Origin of the sequence: Mucilaginibacter oryzae, from assembly GCF_003148845.1 — a bacterium.
In the GTDB taxonomy this organism is placed as follows: Bacteria; Bacteroidota; Bacteroidia; order Sphingobacteriales; family Sphingobacteriaceae; genus Mucilaginibacter; species Mucilaginibacter oryzae.
Map to the genome: position 1 here is coordinate 553,280 of NZ_QGHA01000002.1, position 17,254 is coordinate 570,533.

The window sequence follows — 17,254 nt, forward strand, 5'->3', positions numbered from 1 at the left end:
AACAGCGGCCGGAAATGAGAAAAATATATTTATGCGTTGCCGCCTTGTATTTAGGGATAGTTGCCGGGCATGCACAAACTAAAACCTTGCCCGCAAAAGATAGCAGCAATTATGAGGCACGGAAACTTAAAATTGATGAAATTAATATCATATCCGCTTATTACCACCAGGACGGTAACAACTCGGCAGTTACAGGCGGTATCGGTACCGAAAAGCTGACTGATTTTGCCAATACTTTCGATTTACAGTTATCTAAATATGGTATAGGGGGAAATAAGCACACTTTTACTTTTGAATTGGGTGTGGATCATTATACGTCCGCTTCTTCTGATAAGATCGACCCGTACAGCATTTCTTCAGCATCGAGGCAGGATACCCGGGTTTACCCTTCACTAAACTGGACGGTATCTAATGATAAAACGGGAAACGCGTTCGGCTTAACCGGGTCTTATTCGCACGAGTTCGATTACCAGTCGTTCGGAGGCGGGATCAACCTCACAAGGGTATCAAAAGATAAAAACACACAGTTTGATTTTAAGGGACAGGTATTTCTTGATACCTGGAAAGTTATATTGCCGGTTGAATTAAGGCCGCCCGGATATGGTTCAGGTTCAGACCGCGACGGGCGGGGTAAGGTAGACCACAGCCCCCGCAATTCATTCAGTACGTCATTTGCAATTTCGCAGGTGTTAAGCACGCGCTTGCAGGCCCTGTTTATTGTGGAACCTTCGTATCAGCATGGTTTATTGGCCACAAAATATCAGCGCGATTATTTTACCGACGGATCTGAAAGGGTTGAAAACCTACCCGGTAGCCGATATAAACTTCCCATCGCGGTAAGGTTCAATTATTTCCTTGACGATCATTTTGTGATCAGGACGTTTTACAGGTACTACCTGGACAACTGGGGGATCAGGGCGCATACCGCCGAGTTGGAAATACCAGTAAAGCTAACCTCGTTTGTATCGGTAAGCCCTTATTACAGGTATAACAACCAGCGGGGAACGCGCTATTTCGCGCCGTACGGGCAACATGATCCAAGGGCCATTTATTACACCAGCGATTACGATCTGTCGACATTGCACAGCAGCTTTGTGGGTGCCAACATCAGATTATCGCCGCCTACTGGAGTGTTTGGATGGCAGCATTTCAATTCGCTGGAGATCAGGGCCGGACATTACATGCGCTCCACCGGATTAAATTCAAATATTGTAACTTTAGCAATGAAGTTTAAATAGACTAATATGCATCGTGAACACCATGTAACAAGTTCAGAAACCATCAGGGATATCGTTATCGGTATGTCTGATGGTTTAACAGTACCTTTCGCACTGGCGGCGGGGCTAAGCGGGGCGGTAAGCTCATCGTCGCTGGTGGTTACTGCCGGTATTGCCGAAATAGTAGCCGGATCTATCGCCATGGGCCTTGGCGGATATCTTGCCGGGCGAACAGAAGTTGACCATTACCGATCTGAATTGAAGCGCGAATACGATGAAGTTGAGCGCGTGCCCGAACAGGAAAAAACAGAGGTAAAGGAAGTATTTGCAGGTTTCGGGCTTTCCAAACAACTCCAGGACCAAATTGCAGATGAACTGGCAAAGGACAAAAAGCAATGGGTTGAATTTATGATGCGTTATGAGCTTGGCCTGGAAGAACCCAATGCAAACCGGGCTACCCGCAGTGCCATAACCATAGGCATATCATATATTGTGGGCGGAATAATCCCGCTTTCGCCCTATATTATTATTAAGGAAGCGCAGGAGGCCCTGCTGTACTCCTGCGCAGTAACCATCATTTGCCTGTTTATTTTCGGTTACTTTAAAAGTAAAATGACCGGGCAGCCTGCCTTAAGCGGTGCATTAAAGGTGGTGGTAATTGGGGCGCTTGCAGCAGGGGCCGCGTTTATTATGGCAAAGCTGATTACCGGATAACAAAAATGATTAGCTGTGGAATAACTTTCAACCGGTTTAAAAAATATGGTATATACGGCTTAAAAATTTTTACAAGAATTGTTACGAATTATCGAATTACACTAATGCTTTAATAATAGAAAAATGACCATTCGTGTAATTCGTTTAAATTGTGTATGACCTAAATATAATTCGTGTGAATTTTTTTTTCAAACAACACTCATTGTTTTAATTTTTCCGGCTTGATTAACTTTTACCGCCGTTTATCATATCCGAAACAATACCCTTTTCGTTTTTTCGCTCGGCCAGAAATACGCCGCCGAGGTGCGCGACTATAAACGCTATAATGAGGTACATGCAAAACCCATGTACCTCTTTAACGCTGTGCCTTATAGATTTGAAAGGCGCTAACAGGTCTTCAAACGCGAGGAATAAGCCGGTTACGGCCATTATAATAAGTACGATGTAGAATGCTGCGTAAGCGGTTTTCACCATCAGCCTGTGTTTCACCAGTTCGCGCTCTTTCCTGGTGGAGTGAAACTGGATATAGAGTTTTTTAATCCGGCGGATAAATTTCTGATCAGCCAACTGAAAAAACTCCAGCAGGAGCCTGAAAAGCAACAATGCCGCCAATACATAACCAAACCAGGTATGTACAGCCCAAACGCTATCGCCAAGCGCATGTGCAACTGAGCCTGACTGATTGTCTGTTATGGTATCGCCCTGGTTTTTAAGTTCAGTTTTAACCAAATTTGATATCGTGTGCCTGTCGGTGATGGTAGCGTTGATCAAAACAGTTATTAATGAGCCGCTGATAACGATGGTATTAGCCCAATGCCATAAGCGCAACGGAGCAGAATACACGCGGTGAGTGGATTCTACGTGATCTGGTTGTATTGTTGCCATAATTTGTAACCGGGATGGATTTGTTATAACCTTGTTTAAAAAGTTTTGTAAATTAACTGATGATTTTGAAGTAAGTCTGTAGTTTGTACTTCAGCTTCTCTTCAGTTTCGGTATTTAAATTTGATTAAAAAACTTTGAAAATCCTGGTAATAGAAGACGAGCGAGGTTTACGCGAAAACATTACAAGTTATTTGAATGTAGACGGTAATATCTGCGAAAGCTGCAATGCGCTTACACCGGCGCTGCAAAAACTTTCTGATTATGATTACGATTGCATTCTACTGGATATCGGGCTGCCCGATGGTGAGGGATTTGGCGTACTTGAATACCTGAGCAGCAGCCAAAAAAACGAGGCTGTTTTAATCATATCAGCCCGAAATTCGCTTGATGATAAATTAAAAGGCCTTAATATAGGTGCCGACGATTACCTGACAAAACCCTTTCATTTAGCGGAGTTAAAAGCACGGTTGATGGCCATACACCGGCGGAAAGCATTTAATACCGGCAATAAATTGGTTTTTAATGAAATTTCGATCGATATGCAGGGCCGAACTGTTGAAATTAATCAGACCCCGATCACCCTTACCCGGAAGGAGTATGATATGCTACTTTATTTTATAGCGAACAAAGGAAAAGTAATTTCAAAAAATGCCATTGCCGAACATTTGTGGGGGGATGAAATGGATATGTATGATAGCTTTGATTTTATATACACCCATATCAAAAACCTGAGGAAGAAAATATTGGAAGCAGGCGGAAAGGACTATTTGCAATCCATATATGGTATGGGCTATAAATTTACTGATTAATGAAGCTATCGCAGCATTATACCAGGACAAGCGTTTACATCTCCCTTACTGTTTTAGTGATAGGAGCGGTTATTTACTACTTTGCCATAAGCTACATTGGCAAACAGCAACTGGATAGGGCGTTGCAGCAACAGCTGACAGAAGCTGAAGAATACATCAGGAGCAATAAAGGTGACCCGCAGCAATATGACCTTGACCGTGACCACGCTGTATTTGTAAAAACCAATGCGCAATTACCGTTTACCAGGCGATTTTTTGATACCACTTATTTTAACCCCAAAGAGCAGAAAAGGGAAGCAGGCAGGGCGGTAGAAGATTTGGTGAAATTAGGCGAAAGTAACTATAAGGTGGTGATCACAGTATCGCGCACAGATCAAAAACACCTTATCGAATTAATTTCTGTTATCACGCTGGCATTGCTGGTTGGTTTACTTGCGGTACTTTTTGTAACCAATAAATACATGCTGAACGGTTTGTGGAAGCCATTTCAGCTTACCCTGAATGAAATTAAACAGTTTAACATTGCTGATGTTGACCAGTTTCAGGGCAAACCAAGCAAAGTTGACGAGTTTACCGAGCTTAATGAGGCAATAAGGGAAATGTCGTTAAGGGTAAATCATGATTACCTTAGCCTGAAGCAGTTTACCGAAAACGCCTCGCACGAAATGATGACGCCGCTGGCAGTGGTTACCACAAAACTCGACACCCTTATACAAGATGAAACATTGAGTGCCGCGCAGCTGGGGCAAATCGCCGACATTTACAGTTCGGTAAATAAGTCGAGCCGCCTTAATCAGTCGTTATTGCTATTATCCAAACTGGAAAACAAAATGGTTAACGAGGAGGAGGTAATCAGTGTTGAAAAGGTGATTGAAACAAAAATATTCCAGTTCCATGAACTTTTGCAAAACAAGGAAATTACAATTGAACATACGCTTACGCCCAGGCAAATTAAAGCCAGTAAGTACCTCGTTGATATTTTATTAAACAATCTTTTCAGCAATGCCATCCGGCACAATGTACCGGGAGGGCGCGTACTTATTGATCTTACAGTCAACCAGCTTTCGGTAAAAAACACCGGCACAGCAATTGCATTGAACACGCAGCAGATTTTTGAGCGTTTTCAAAAAGGGAAGGATTCGCAGGGAACAGGTTTGGGCTTAACCCTGGTGAAAAATATTTGCCAGTTGTACGGTTATTCCATCCAATATGAGTACGAACCGGGTTGGCATAAATTCGTAGTTACTTTTTAGTGTTTCGTAAAATCTTAATTCCTACCTGTATAGCTACGGTTTACTTTATTTCGTAAAAAAACGATATTTAAAAAGATTTATCCGGAGATGATTTTTGCAAATATTTGACTTCAAACTGCTTAACAATTGGTCCGCTTTTGGTGTTATTGTAAAAGACAGAACTACATACATCTAACAAAACACCTCAAAAACATGGCAAAAAAAGTAGCCGAACAACTGGTTGATACGCTGCTGCAGGCAGGTATAAAACGCATTTACGCCATCACCGGCGATAGTTTGAACGAATTGAACGATGCGGTGCGTCGTAAACCCGAGCTGAAATGGATTCATGTACGTAATGAAGAAGCCGGTGCCTTCGCCGCCTCGGCCGATGCGCAACTGAGTGGTTTAGCCTGTTGCGCGGGTAGCAGCGGCCCCGGTCACGTACATTTGGTAAATGGTTTGTACGATGCCCACCGCGCAGGCGCGCCGGTATTGGCTATCGCCTCAACCTGCGCCACCAAAGAATTTGGCAGCGGCTATTTCCAGGAAACCAACACCATCAAGCTTTTTGATGATTGCAGCTACTACAACCAGGTGGCCGCCAATAATAAACAGGTGCCCCGCATGACGCAGGCAGCCATTCAAACGGCTATACAACGTAAAGGAGTCGGGGTATTAGGCTTCCCGGGGGATGTAGCCGGTGAGGATGCCGTAGAAATAGAATCGTCGGTTAACAACTTCTTTTGCAAGGCCAATATTACCCCCGTACAACAGGAGTTGGAGCAACTGGCCGAATTGATAAACCGTCATCATAAAATATGCATTTTTGGCGGTATAGGCTGCGAAGATGCGCACGATGAGGTTGTGGAGCTGGCGGCTTTGCTGAAAGCCACGGTTGGTTACTCTTTCCGCGGAAAGATGTTTTTGGAGCATGATAACCCCTACGAAGTTGGTATGACCGGCTTACTCGGCTTGCCGGCCGCTTACCATGCCATGCACGAAAGCGACCTCGTTATACTTCTGGGGACCGACTTTCCGTATACCCAGTTTTATCCGCAGGATAAAAAAATAGTGCAGGTAGATATCAGGCCCGAAAACCTGGGCCGGAGGGCAAAACTGCACCAGGGACTTTATGGCGATATCAAATCAACCGTTAAAGCCCTATTGCCATTGCTGGATGAGAAAACAGACCGCAGTTTCCTGGACGCGCAGCTGCACGTGCACGCAAAAGTAAAAGCTCAGCAGGAAGCTTATATTAAGGATTGGGGTAAGCAGGATGCTATCCATCCGGAAGCGCTTGCCTCCCTTATCGATAAATACGCATCGGCCGATGCTGTTTTTACCTGCGATACGGGCATGTGCAATGTCTGGAGCGCGAGGCATATCAAAGCCAATGGCAAACGATCAATGATCGGCTCATTTGTGCATGGCTCAATGGCTAACGCCATGCCGCATGCCATTGGCGCAGCGCTGGCCTGCCCCGAAAGGCAGGTAGTGGCCATGTGCGGCGATGGTGGAATTTCGATGTTATTGGGCGACCTTGCTACTGTAAAACAGTACAATCTCCCTATCAAGATTATTGTATTTAACAACCGGGCACTGGGAATGGTGAAACTGGAGATGGAGGTGATGGGTATACCTGATTATGAGGTAGATATGCAAAACCCCAATTTTACCCTTGTTGCCGAAGCGATGGGCATAAAAGGCATCACCATTAATGATCCTGCCGATCTTGAAAAAGGCATCAGCGAGGCTTTTGCGTTCGATGGCCCGGTGCTGGTTAACGTTTTAACGGACGGTACCGCCCTTGCAATGCCGCCGCACATCGAACTGAAAATGGTTAAAGGCATGGCTGTTTCCATGACAAAAATGATGCTTGGTGGCAAGTTTGATGAAGTGCTTGCTACGGTGAAAGGAAATTATAAGCACTTGCCGGAGATTTTTGATTAAAAATATCTCGCATAAGTAGCAATTGACCGGATTACCTGATTGTTTCCTGTGGGGGGAATGTTGTAATCCGGTCTTTTTATAAATTTTATAGGGTAAGAAACGCTTCTTGTTGAAGGTCGGTCAATATCTGTCACTGCGGCTTGATGGTTATTTTATTGGTGGTGAAGTGATTTTTTTGACCAGGCCTGTTACCAGGTTAGCGATAAAAAATAACTGGGCAACTATCGCGGCTATAAATAAGTAGCCTTCAAAATTTATCCATTGCATCTGCTTTTTAAAGTCTGCAAGCGCATCATGGCTGTGCGCTGAGGCTGTTATCCCAAGCTGATGTGAGGTGGTTAAGATACCAAACGCACTGAAAGTTATTATGGTACTTGATATGTGCAGCCAGCTAAGCGCTTTTACAGGTAACAAACTATTACCAACTAAATAAATTATCCAGTAAAGCAATAGGGCTAAGGCAATGCCCCCGAATAAAATGGTATATGAAATTACATAATAAGTATCCTGCAGGTTGATATCGATCTGGCCGGAATAATTGAAAAACGAACAAATAAGCAAAATTACGGCTGCAAATAACAGCAAATGCTGCGGCCTGCCATGGGCAGGTATTGAAAATTTAGCTTTCACAATTAGTTATACAAATAATTGGGCCGTTTATATTTTGTCGAGGTAATCGGGCGGGTAAAATTTTTGATTGTATTTTTTTGCTAAGGCCATCAGTTTCTCCCTGGCAGCATCATCAAGAGGCGGCGGGGGAAGGAAAACGCCAAATTCTGCTGGTTGCCCTATTTCAGCAAACAGGTCTTCCAGTCCGGCAGGTATTACCGTACATAGCAGGCGCGCCATTTTATCACTCTGATTTTTAAAGCAATGCACCAATCCACCTAAAGGTATGTTGATAAGCGAACCTTTAGTGGCAGTATAGTTGCCTGCCTCTGTTTTTACCTCCACTTCACCCTCCAGTACATAAAAAGATTCCTGCATTTCGGCATGCGCATGGGGGCCGGGGCCATTACCCGGTGGCACCATCATTTCAATAAGGGCATAAGCGCCGCCGGTCTCTTTGCCGGAGATCACTATCCGGTACGAACCGCCGGCAATCGCGTAAGCTTTGCCGTCGGAAGGATTTGCAATTGTAGCTTGAGCATAAGAATTATTCATAACTAACTAATAATTTTTCTGTTTTTTTTCGTAGTTATAAACTGGGAATATCCGTCTTGCCTCTGACTGTCAGCCTCTCAGTTTACGTGAAATTACGTAATAAACGTTAGCTTTATGTTGCAGTCACACAAATAATATTTGTAAAGAATATTGACCTTTTTTAGGTTGAACTAATTTAGTCGATATTTTTTTCTTCTACGCAAATAGGTTGCGTACATAGTGATAAGCTTTGTAAATCAAATAAATAAATTACGATATGAGTGAACAAAATGAATCAAAATCACCATCCAGAACTCTCGATGAATTTCTATTCGTTAGTATTCCATCGGCAGCTCGTACTGAAGTAATTGAAGCTTCTGTCACTATCGAGCGGGTTATTACAATTATGTTAGGTATGTTTTTAAATATTGACATCGAAAATTCTAAATCATTAGGTAAAAATGGTTTGTCGTTTAATGATAAATTAAACTTGCTCGCCGACATTAACGTAATTGATAAAGAAGAAAAAAGTAAACTGATAAAGTTCTCGGAGATTAGAAACATCTTTGCCCATGACAGTACAATCTTTATGTTCCATCAATGTTTTAAATTGAATGACTTGAAAACATTTTTAACAAAAAGATACGGTGAGAAACAATCAACAAACGGGTTCATGGAAGAGAAAGATAAATTTCTATTTCTAAGCTTATTCGACGATGTAAAATCCATTTGCAAGAAGCTTTTCACTAAGATGATGGATAAGGAAAAAGATAGTGGTAGACAAACTGCAATCGTAGAGTTTTTCCAACATTTACAACATGTACTTGCAAAAATATCCGAAACTGATCCGGCTTTTAAGTTAATAATAGATAAAGCTTATGAAGAAGCTAAACAGCAATGGCGAGATGTAAATGCAGTTGACAGTGTATAAGAATCCATAAATAATAGCCACAGGTCGGCAGCGTATGCTTACTCGCCCAAAATTCCATAATTTTAAACCCGCAATGGAAGCAAAAAATAATAAGAAAACCATCTGGGCCTGGAGCATGTTTGATTGGGCCAATCAATCGTACAACCTCGTTATCACTTCTACCATATTTCCCGCTTATTTTGTAGAGGTTACTAAATTCAACGCGCATGGTAAGGATACGGTAACCTTTTTCGGGCGCACCTTTGTCAACACTGTTTTATCCAATTATATCCTGGGGCTATCGTACCTGATTGTTGCGGCCATATTGCCTATACTTACTTCGATAGCTGATTATAAGGGCAACAAGAAAACTTACCTGCAGTTATTTACCTGGCTGGGCAGCCTGGCTTGTTTCGGCTTGTTCTTTTTTAAACCAGGAGTAGGTTTGGAGATCCCGATGATTTGTTTTGGCCTCGCTTCGATAGGTTATTGCGGCGGGTTTGTTTTTTACAACTCGTATCTCCCGCAAATAGCCACGCCCGATCAGCAGGATGCCGTGAGCGCTAAAGGGTTTATTTACGGCTACGTGGGCAGTATTGTAGTGCAGGTTCTCTGCTTTGTGGTGGTTTTGGCCCCGCAGCTATTCGGTATTACCGATGAATGGTTGCCCGCACGCATTTCCTTTATTATGGTATTTGTTTGGTGGATCGGTTTTTCCATCATCCCCTTCAGACTGTTGCCTAAAGGCCGACCAAATGTAGGTTCGCACCGGTATAACGTTTTAACAGGTGGTTTTAAAGAACTGGCCAAAGTGTATGGCAAAGTAAAAAGCATGCCTTTGTTAAAACGCTTCCTGGCTTCGTTCTTCTTTTATTCGGTGGGGGTGCAAACCATCTTGCTGGTTGCCGGCAACTTCGCCGCCAAAGAGCTTCACATGTCGGAGGAGGCCCTGATCTCGATCGTTTTAATTATACAGGTGGTGGCCGTACCCGGTGCTATGCTGGCCTCTGCATCGTCAAAAAAATATGGGAACGTGCGTACCCTGGTTTGGTTGATAGCGGTGTGGTCGGTAGTGTGTTTTTGCGCTTACCTGATCACCAACTCCGTTCAGTTTTACGTAGCCGCGGTTATTATAGGGGTAGCGATGGGAGGGGTGCAATCGCTTTCGCGCTCAACTTATTCTAAATACCTGCCGGAAAACATACCCGACACGGCTTCTTTTTTCAGCTTTTATGATGTTACAGAAAAGATTTCAATTGTTGTAGGTTTATTCTGTTTCGGCCTGGTAGAGTCGCTCACCAGCGAAATGCGCAACTCCACCCTGGCGCTCGATGGTTTCTTTGTACTTGGGTTGATCATGATGATTGTGTTGTTGATTGCTGAAAATCGCTCGGTTAAGTACGGTGAAGCAAAATCGGCCTAAACAATTTGTACGCAGGCTTGTACTACTTAAAAGTATAAGTTATGATTAATACCATAAACCGTCATGTAACCGATAATAATGGGATTCAGCATCATGTAATCATTGAACCTGTTCTGCACCAGTTAACCGATAACCAGCTTATGGATACCGGTTTATATAAATTATACAAAGGAGGCGATGAAGCCGAAACAACAATTTTTGAAGTGCAGCCTATAGCGCCTGAGATAGGCGAAAATGTGCAACCGATCGATGATAATAAAAATCCGGACTACCTTGGGCAGATCCGGTTTACGGGCGATAGTGACTGGCATTATTCGGAAGGTTTTTTATCTGTTTACGAGCAGGAGCAGCTGGTTGAATTTATCAGGAGTGCAAATAGTTGAATTTTGTTTTTCCTGCTGACATAGGGCTGTCACCGGTCTGTATTTTCTTTGCAGGGTAATCACAAACAAAAAATACTGCAATGGAAAACAACACAATTCAACAACAAACCGAACAGCCTGCCGCTTATGTATACACTCCCGATCAGCTTCTACAAAATTGGTTGGGACATCGCCGCGTTACCCGCAGACTGATAGAGGCCTTTCCTGAAGATGCTTTATTTAATTACTCGATTGGCGGGATGAGGCCATTTGCCGATATGGCGAAGGAAATTATCAGCATGAGCGGGCCTGGCGTAAGAGGCGTAGTAACCGATGACTGGACACCAATTGCCGGTCTGGATCATCACACTGGTAAAATAACAGCCACAACCAAAGCGGAGTTATTGCAACTCTGGGATAATGCAACAGAGGTTATCACTAACTATTGGCCGCAAATAAGTTTACAGCGTTTCCAGGAAAAAGTTGTGGCGTTTGGGCAGTACGAAGGCCTGGTTAATTCAACCCTGCAGTACATCGTCGATAATGAGATCCATCACCGTGGTCAAGGCTATGTTTACCTGCGAGCCCTGGGCATAGAGCCGCCTGCATTTTACGACAGAAGCTAATTGCTAAGTAACTTTGTTATATTGCTGTTAATCAAAAGGTAATATCTCACTCAGGAATAATTGCTTGAAGTGTGTATTACCTTTTTTATTTCAAAAAACGCTAAGCTAACTTTTTTTCGCCGTCGACCCCCTGGTGATCAGCTCCGGCTTAATACTGATAATTTTCGGTTTTACAGCCACGTCGCTATTGGCAACTTCCTGGAAAAACAGGTTACCAATGGTATTACCCATATAAACGCTAAACTGATCGATGGTGGTTATTGACGGACTGGTGATCTGCGTAAAAGCCTCGTTCGAGTATCCGCAGATGCCCAGTTCAGATGGTACTTTAATATTCATCGCGTTAGCCACTTCCAAAACCCCCAGCGCCGAAAAATCAGATGTGGAAGCGAATATGGCATCCGGAGGTTCGGGCAAATTCAATAGCTTGCGGGTGGCATTGGCGCCAAGCTCTTTAGTCCACGCATTCTCTATAATTAGTTCATCAATAATGGGCACTTTACGGTCGGCCAGGGCGCGCAAATAACCGTTTTTACGTTGGCGGAAGATATTGAGGTTTTGCGGGCCCTCGAGCAGGGCTATCCGTTTATAGCCGTTATCAATCATATGGGCTACGGCCTCAAAGGATGCCTGCTCGTTATCATTAATTACTTTCAGGGTTTCCAGTTCTTCGGCCACACGGTCAAACTGGATCAGCTGGATGCCATGGTCAAGTACATTTTGCAGGTGCTGGTAATCATAGCTATCGGCCGAAACAGAAATAACGATACAATCAACATGCTGGTTAATGAGCGTGTTAACGCATTGAATTTCCTTATCATGCACCTCGCCCGATTGGCAGATGATGAGGTTGTACCCTTTCTGGTAAGTCGTTTCCTCAATACCGGCAATCACGTTACTGAAAAAATTCTGGTTGATGCGCGGTACCACCACTCCAATGGTTTTTGAATGCCCCTTGCGCAGGTTGGATGCCAGCGTATTGCGCTTATAGTTTAACTCATCGGCGGTTTTGATGATGAGCTCGCGGGTTTTTTCGTTTACCTGGCTGCTGTTGTTCAGCGCCCGCGATACCGATGAGGCCGTAATGCCGAGTTTGGCGGCAATATCATAAATGGTGGTACGTTTAACTTTCTTCATTGACAGGTGCAATTTGGAAAAAATATTTTACGCAATCGATTGCAATTTTCATTTATTTACATATTTTCGTTGCGTTAAGTTACCAATTAAACAAAATATCCAAAATTATACTTAAAAGCTATGCTGTTATTAGGGATCGATATAGGTACCTCGTCGGTAAAAGTAAGCGTTGTTGACGCCGCCACACAACGAGCCGTAGCCTCGGCACAATACCCCGACGAAGAATCGCCGATAAAAGCATTGCACCCAGGCTGGGCCGAGCAATCACCATCCATGTGGTGGGAGCAGTTTCAAAAAGCATTGGAACGCTGCCATGCAAAAGGGGCCTACAACCCGCAGCATATAGCAGCAGTGGGCATAGCTTACCAGATGCACGGGCTGGTACTGGTAGATAAAGATCAAAATGTTTTACGCGACAGCATCATTTGGTGCGATAGCCGCGCCGTTGAAATTGGCGATAAAGCGTTCGCGGCGATAGGCGGGGAGCATTGCCTTTCGCACCTGTTGAACTCTCCCGGTAATTTCACAGCCTCAAAACTCGCCTGGGTGAAGGAAAACGAGCCTGAAACTTATGCTAAGATCGATAAGATCATGCTGCCCGGCGATTATATCGGCATGAAACTTACCGGCGAGATCACCACCTCGGTATCAGCCTTATCCGAAGGTGTTTTCTTCGATTTTAAAACCAACAGCATCTCTAAAGAGATTGTTGATTATTTCGGATTCGACGAAAGCCTTTTCCCGGTTATTAACCCGGTATTTTCTTCGCATGGGGCGTTGCAAATATCTGTTGCCGACACGTTAGGACTAAAGGCAGGGATCCCGGTGGCCTATAAATCCGGCGATCAGCCCAACAACGCACTTTCATTAAATGTACTTAACCCGGGCGAAGTGGCTGCAACAGCCGGTACTTCGGGCGTTATATACGGTGTGAGCGACCAGCTGGCTTACGATCAGCAATCGCGCATCAACACCTTTGCGCACGTTAATTATGCCGAAGAGCAAAAAAGACTTGGCGTGTTATTGTGCATAAATGGCACCGGCAGCCTTTACCGCTGGGTGAAAAATACATTCGGCACCGGCTACAGCTATAACCAGATGAATGCCGAAGCCGAAAAAGCGCCATTGGGCAGCGAAGGTCTACAGGTATTACCGTTCGGCAACGGTGCCGAGCGGATGCTGAACAATAAACAGGTAGGCGCTCACTTTCAGAATATCGATTTAAACCTGCATACCCCGGCGCATATTTTCCGCGCGGTGCAGGAGGGGATCGCGTCCTCATTTCGTTATGGCTTTGATATTATGCGCGGCAACGGCATGAACCCAACCGTGATCCGTGCAGGCAAAAGCAACCTATTTTTAAGCGATCTGTTTACCCAGACTTTTGTTAATGCCACAGGCGTTCCTGTTGAACTTTACAATAACGATGGCAGCGTTGGCGCGGCTTTAGGCGCAGGCATAGGCGCTGGTATTTTCAAATCAGCAACGGAGGCGTTCAGCAACATCCAGGCCATAAAACTGATTGAACCAACAACCGATGCCTTTGAACCGGTTTACCAGGAGTGGAAGGAGTTATTAGGCGCCCGTTTAGGGTGAAAGGCAAAAGGATAAAGGCGAAAGGTAGCTTCATTAAACCTCCTTCAATAATTAAAATCAACAACTACCAATAAAAAAATCAATAATTCATTAACTCACTAATTCACTAAATAAAATGATCGTAACAGGCGAAAAAGAATTTTTTAAAGGAATAGGTCAAATCAAATTTGAAGGCCTCGAATCAGATAACCCGCTGGCGTTCCGCTGGTATGATGCGGATAGGGTGGTGGCAGGTAAAACCATGAAAGATCATTTACGTTTTGCCTGTGCTTACTGGCATTCGTTCTGCGGTACCGGCGCCGATCCGTTTGGCGGCGCTACGCATGTTTTCCCGTGGGATGAAAAAGCCGATGCCGTTGAGCGCGCGAAAGACAAAATGGATGCCGCTTTTGAGTTCATCACCAAAATGAACATGCCGTACTATTGCTTTCACGATGTAGACGTAGTTGATTATGGCAACGATGTAGTTGAAAACGAGCGCCGTTTACAGGCTTTGGTTGATTATGCCAAGCAAAAACAAGCCGAAAGCGGTGTAAAGCTGCTTTGGGGTACGGCCAACCTGTTTAGCCACAAACGTTACATGAACGGTGCTTCAACAAATCCTGATTTTCATGTGCTGGCGCATGCAGGCGCGCAGGTTAAAGCTGCTTTGGACGCTACTATAGCTTTAGGCGGCGAGAACTACGTTTTCTGGGGTGGCCGTGAAGGTTATATGACCCTGCTGAACACCAACATGAAACGCGAGCAGGAGCATTTGGCTAAGTTTTTACATACCGCTAAAGATTATGCCCGCAAACAAGGCTTTAAAGGCACATTCTTTATCGAACCAAAACCATGCGAGCCAACCAAGCACCAGTATGATTATGACGCGGCAACCGTATTAGGCTTCCTGCAGAAATATGATCTGATCAACGATTTTAAACTGAACCTTGAGGTAAACCACGCCACTTTAGCTGGCCACACATTTCAGCATGAGTTGCAGGTTGCTGCAGACGCCGGTTTATTAGGTTCGATAGATGCCAACCGTGGAGATTACCAAAATGGCTGGGATACCGATCAGTTCCCGAATGATATCAACGAGATTACCGAATGCATGCTGATCATTTTGGAAGCAGGCGGCTTCCAGGGTGGCGGTATTAACTTCGATGCCAAAATCCGTCGTAACTCTACCGATCCGGCAGATCTGTTTTATGCGCACGTTGGTGGTATCGATTTGTTTGCAAGGGCTTTGGTAACAGCTGATAACATCCTGCAAAAATCGGAATATAAAAAGCTTCGTGCCAAAAGGTATGCCTCTTTTGATACCGGCACAGGAAAAGATTTTGAAAACGGCAATGTTTCTTTGGAAGATTTGCGTAACTATGCGATAGCTAACGGCGAGCCTAACGTGACAAGCGGTAAACAAGAATATATCGAAAACTTGATAAATCGATATATATAGTTTATAATTGTCAATCATACATATTAAAACCAAAGACAAACCAAAACAATGAATCAACAAACCCTTTCTTCCGGCGATTACGTCGTTTTTGCTATCTACTTCATTATCGTGGCGGGTTACGGCCTGTGGGTGTACAAGCGGAAGCATAATGCTGATGCTACCTCGAAAGATTATTTTTTAGCAGAAGGATCGCTCACCTGGTGGGCTATCGGTGCTTCACTTATCGCATCAAACATCTCTGCCGAACAATTTATCGGTACCAGCGGCTCGGCTTTCAAAATGGGTTTGGCTATTTCAACTTATGAGTGGATGGCAGCAATAACGCTGATCATTGTGGCGGTTTTCTTTATCCCGGTTTACCTGCGCAACAAAATTTTTACCATGCCGCAATTCCTTCACGAAAGGTACAACAGCACGGTGGCCATGATTATGGCAATTTTTTGGTTGCTGCTTTACATCGTGGTTAACCTGATGTCAATCCTGTATCTTGGCGCGTTGGCTATCAGCAACATTGCCGATATCAATATCAACGCCTGTATCATTTTGCTGGCTGTTTTTGCCGTGGTAATTACACTGGGCGGTATGAAGGTAATTGGTTATACCGACGTTATACAGGTTGCTGTATTGGTATTAGGCGGCCTGGTGGCAGTTTATCTCGCCTTGAACAAACTAAGCGAATACACCAATACTCCAGGTTTAGTTAGCGGCCTTAATTACCTGCACGATCAGGCTAAAGACCATTTCCACATGATCCTGAAAAAAGATAATGACAACTACATGGATTTGCCTGGTTTATCAGTATTGATAGGCGGCATGTGGATTGTTAACCTTAACTATTGGGGCTGCAACCAATACATCACACAGCGTGCCCTTGGCGCAAATCTTAAAACAGCGCGCGGCGGTATTTTATTCGCTGCCGTGCTGAAACTGCTTATGCCGGTTATCGTGGTATTGCCGGGTATAGCTGCTTACGTTTTGCATGAAAAAGGGATGTTTCACAAAGAAATGCTGAGTTCATCAGGTGTGCTTGATCCTAACAAGGCATATCCGTCGCTGCTCTCCTTATTGCCTTCAGGCCTGAAAGGTTTATCATTCGCAGCGCTTACCGCAGCCATTGTTGCATCACTGGCAGGTAAGGCCAACAGTATCGCTACTATTTTTACGCTCGATATCTACAAAAAAGCCATCAACCCTGAAGCAACCGACAAAAAGCTGGTTAACCTTGGTAAAATGTCGGTAATTGTAGCTATGGCTTTAGGCGTATTATTATCGTTTGTAATTGGTGAAAAACTGATGGGTGAGGGTAAACAAGGCTTCCAGTACATTCAGGAATACACAGGTTTCGTATCTCCGGGTATCTTTGCCATGTTCATCCTTGGCTTCTTCTGGAAAAAGGCTACTTCAAACGCGGCGCTGTTTGCAACCATCGGCGGGTTTATTTTCTCGTGTTTCTTTAAACTTTGTCCCCGGTTTATTGACCTTAGCTTCCTGTCGCCTTACGGTTTTTCCAAACTGGCTTTACAGGACGATAAAGTGACCAAACTTTACGAGATCCCTTTCCTTGACCGTATGGGCTTTGTGTTTGTACTTTGCGTGATCGGTATGTACATCATCTCGAAAATTGAAAACGCCCGCGGCGTCGTTCCAAACGGCCTGGTGGTTGATACATCAATGTTTAAAACATCACGTGCCTTCACTGCCGGTGCTTTAATTGTAACCGGTATTGTGGTTGCATTGTACTCAATTTTCTGGTAGCAGATCATGGCTTCGGCATAACGGCGGTGGAATTGAAATTTCACCGCCGTT

Annotated in this window: 16 protein-coding genes; 12 read left to right on the forward strand and 4 right to left on the reverse strand. The window is 44.2% G+C overall.

Going from position 1 to position 17,254, the window contains the following annotated elements; genetic code table 11:
* Positions 1-14 precede the first annotated feature (14 nt).
* Both LX99_RS07680 and LX99_RS07685 read left to right on the forward strand, forming a co-directional pair.
* Complete coding sequence (locus LX99_RS07680; RefSeq protein WP_109607322.1) at positions 15-1,238, forward strand: DUF3570 domain-containing protein; 1,224 nt, start codon at positions 15-17, stop codon at positions 1,236-1,238.
* 6 nt (positions 1,239-1,244) lie between these two features.
* A complete protein-coding gene (locus LX99_RS07685; protein ID WP_109607323.1) occupies positions 1,245-1,931 on the forward strand; it encodes a VIT1/CCC1 transporter family protein in 687 nt (228 codons plus the stop codon).
* Between the two features lie 225 nt (positions 1,932-2,156).
* Here the strand turns inward: LX99_RS07685 and LX99_RS07690 are convergent, their stop codons facing one another.
* Complete coding sequence (locus LX99_RS07690; RefSeq protein WP_109607324.1) at positions 2,157-2,816, reverse strand: cytochrome b/b6 domain-containing protein; 660 nt, start codon at positions 2,814-2,816, stop codon at positions 2,157-2,159.
* A gap of 134 nt (positions 2,817-2,950) precedes the next feature.
* On the opposite strand from LX99_RS07690, the gene LX99_RS07695 reads away from it, so the two are divergent.
* The 3 genes from LX99_RS07695 to LX99_RS07705 all read left to right on the forward strand — a co-directional run bounded on the left by LX99_RS07695 (position 2,951) and on the right by LX99_RS07705 (position 6,810).
* Positions 2,951-3,625, forward strand: a complete 675-nt coding sequence (locus LX99_RS07695; protein ID WP_022831586.1) for a response regulator transcription factor — start codon at positions 2,951-2,953, stop codon at positions 3,623-3,625.
* Positions 3,625-4,878, forward strand: coding sequence for a sensor histidine kinase (locus LX99_RS07700; protein WP_109607325.1), 1,254 nt, complete (start codon positions 3,625-3,627; stop codon positions 4,876-4,878). Before LX99_RS07695 ends, LX99_RS07700 begins: the two co-directional genes overlap by 1 nt.
* A 192-nt stretch (positions 4,879-5,070) precedes the next feature.
* Positions 5,071-6,810 (forward strand): thiamine pyrophosphate-dependent enzyme, encoded by a 1,740-nt coding sequence (locus LX99_RS07705; RefSeq protein WP_109607326.1) that lies wholly within the window; start codon positions 5,071-5,073, stop codon positions 6,808-6,810.
* A 147-nt stretch (positions 6,811-6,957) separates the two neighbouring features.
* Here LX99_RS07705 and LX99_RS07710 read toward each other — a convergent pair whose 3' ends face one another.
* Together LX99_RS07710 and LX99_RS07715 are read right to left on the reverse strand one after the other, a co-directional pair.
* Positions 6,958-7,440 carry a hypothetical protein gene (locus LX99_RS07710; RefSeq protein WP_109607327.1) on the reverse strand — a complete coding sequence of 161 codons (483 nt, stop codon included), beginning with the start codon at positions 7,438-7,440 and terminating at the stop codon, positions 6,958-6,960.
* A 27-nt stretch (positions 7,441-7,467) separates the two neighbouring features.
* Positions 7,468-7,974: a cupin domain-containing protein gene (locus LX99_RS07715; protein ID WP_109607328.1), complete on the reverse strand. Its 507-nt coding sequence runs from the start codon at positions 7,972-7,974 to the stop codon at positions 7,468-7,470.
* Between the two features lie 256 nt (positions 7,975-8,230).
* Between LX99_RS07715 and LX99_RS07720 the strand changes: the two genes are divergently transcribed.
* From LX99_RS07720 to LX99_RS07735, 4 genes are all read left to right on the forward strand, one after another.
* Positions 8,231-8,884, forward strand: a complete 654-nt coding sequence (locus LX99_RS07720; protein ID WP_109607329.1) for a hypothetical protein — start codon at positions 8,231-8,233, stop codon at positions 8,882-8,884.
* 73 nt (positions 8,885-8,957) lie between these two features.
* Positions 8,958-10,286 (forward strand): MFS transporter, encoded by a 1,329-nt coding sequence (locus tag LX99_RS07725; protein ID WP_109607330.1) that lies wholly within the window; start codon positions 8,958-8,960, stop codon positions 10,284-10,286.
* A 41-nt stretch (positions 10,287-10,327) separates the two neighbouring features.
* Positions 10,328-10,669, forward strand: coding sequence for a hypothetical protein (locus tag LX99_RS07730; protein WP_109607331.1), 342 nt, complete (start codon positions 10,328-10,330; stop codon positions 10,667-10,669).
* Positions 10,670-10,749: 80 nt separating this feature from the next.
* Entirely contained in the window at positions 10,750-11,274 is a 525-nt protein-coding gene (locus tag LX99_RS07735) for a DinB family protein (RefSeq protein WP_109607332.1), read from the forward strand.
* 105 nt (positions 11,275-11,379) lie between these two features.
* Here the strand turns inward: LX99_RS07735 and LX99_RS07740 are convergent, their stop codons facing one another.
* Positions 11,380-12,411 carry a LacI family DNA-binding transcriptional regulator gene (locus LX99_RS07740; RefSeq protein WP_031265667.1) on the reverse strand — a complete coding sequence of 344 codons (1,032 nt, stop codon included), beginning with the start codon at positions 12,409-12,411 and terminating at the stop codon, positions 11,380-11,382.
* Positions 12,412-12,531: 120 nt separating this feature from the next.
* On the opposite strand from LX99_RS07740, the gene LX99_RS07745 reads away from it, so the two are divergent.
* The 3 genes from LX99_RS07745 (at position 12,532) to LX99_RS07755 (ending at position 17,203) form a co-directional block, all read left to right on the forward strand.
* Positions 12,532-14,007 carry a xylulokinase gene (locus LX99_RS07745; RefSeq protein ID WP_109607333.1) on the forward strand — a complete coding sequence of 492 codons (1,476 nt, stop codon included), beginning with the start codon at positions 12,532-12,534 and terminating at the stop codon, positions 14,005-14,007.
* Between the two features lie 115 nt (positions 14,008-14,122).
* Positions 14,123-15,448 (forward strand): xylose isomerase, encoded by a 1,326-nt coding sequence (gene xylA, locus LX99_RS07750; protein ID WP_109607334.1) that lies wholly within the window; start codon positions 14,123-14,125, stop codon positions 15,446-15,448.
* A 48-nt stretch (positions 15,449-15,496) separates the two neighbouring features.
* Positions 15,497-17,203, forward strand: coding sequence for a sodium:solute symporter family transporter (locus tag LX99_RS07755; RefSeq protein WP_109607335.1), 1,707 nt, complete (start codon positions 15,497-15,499; stop codon positions 17,201-17,203).
* Positions 17,204-17,254 lie beyond the last annotated feature (51 nt).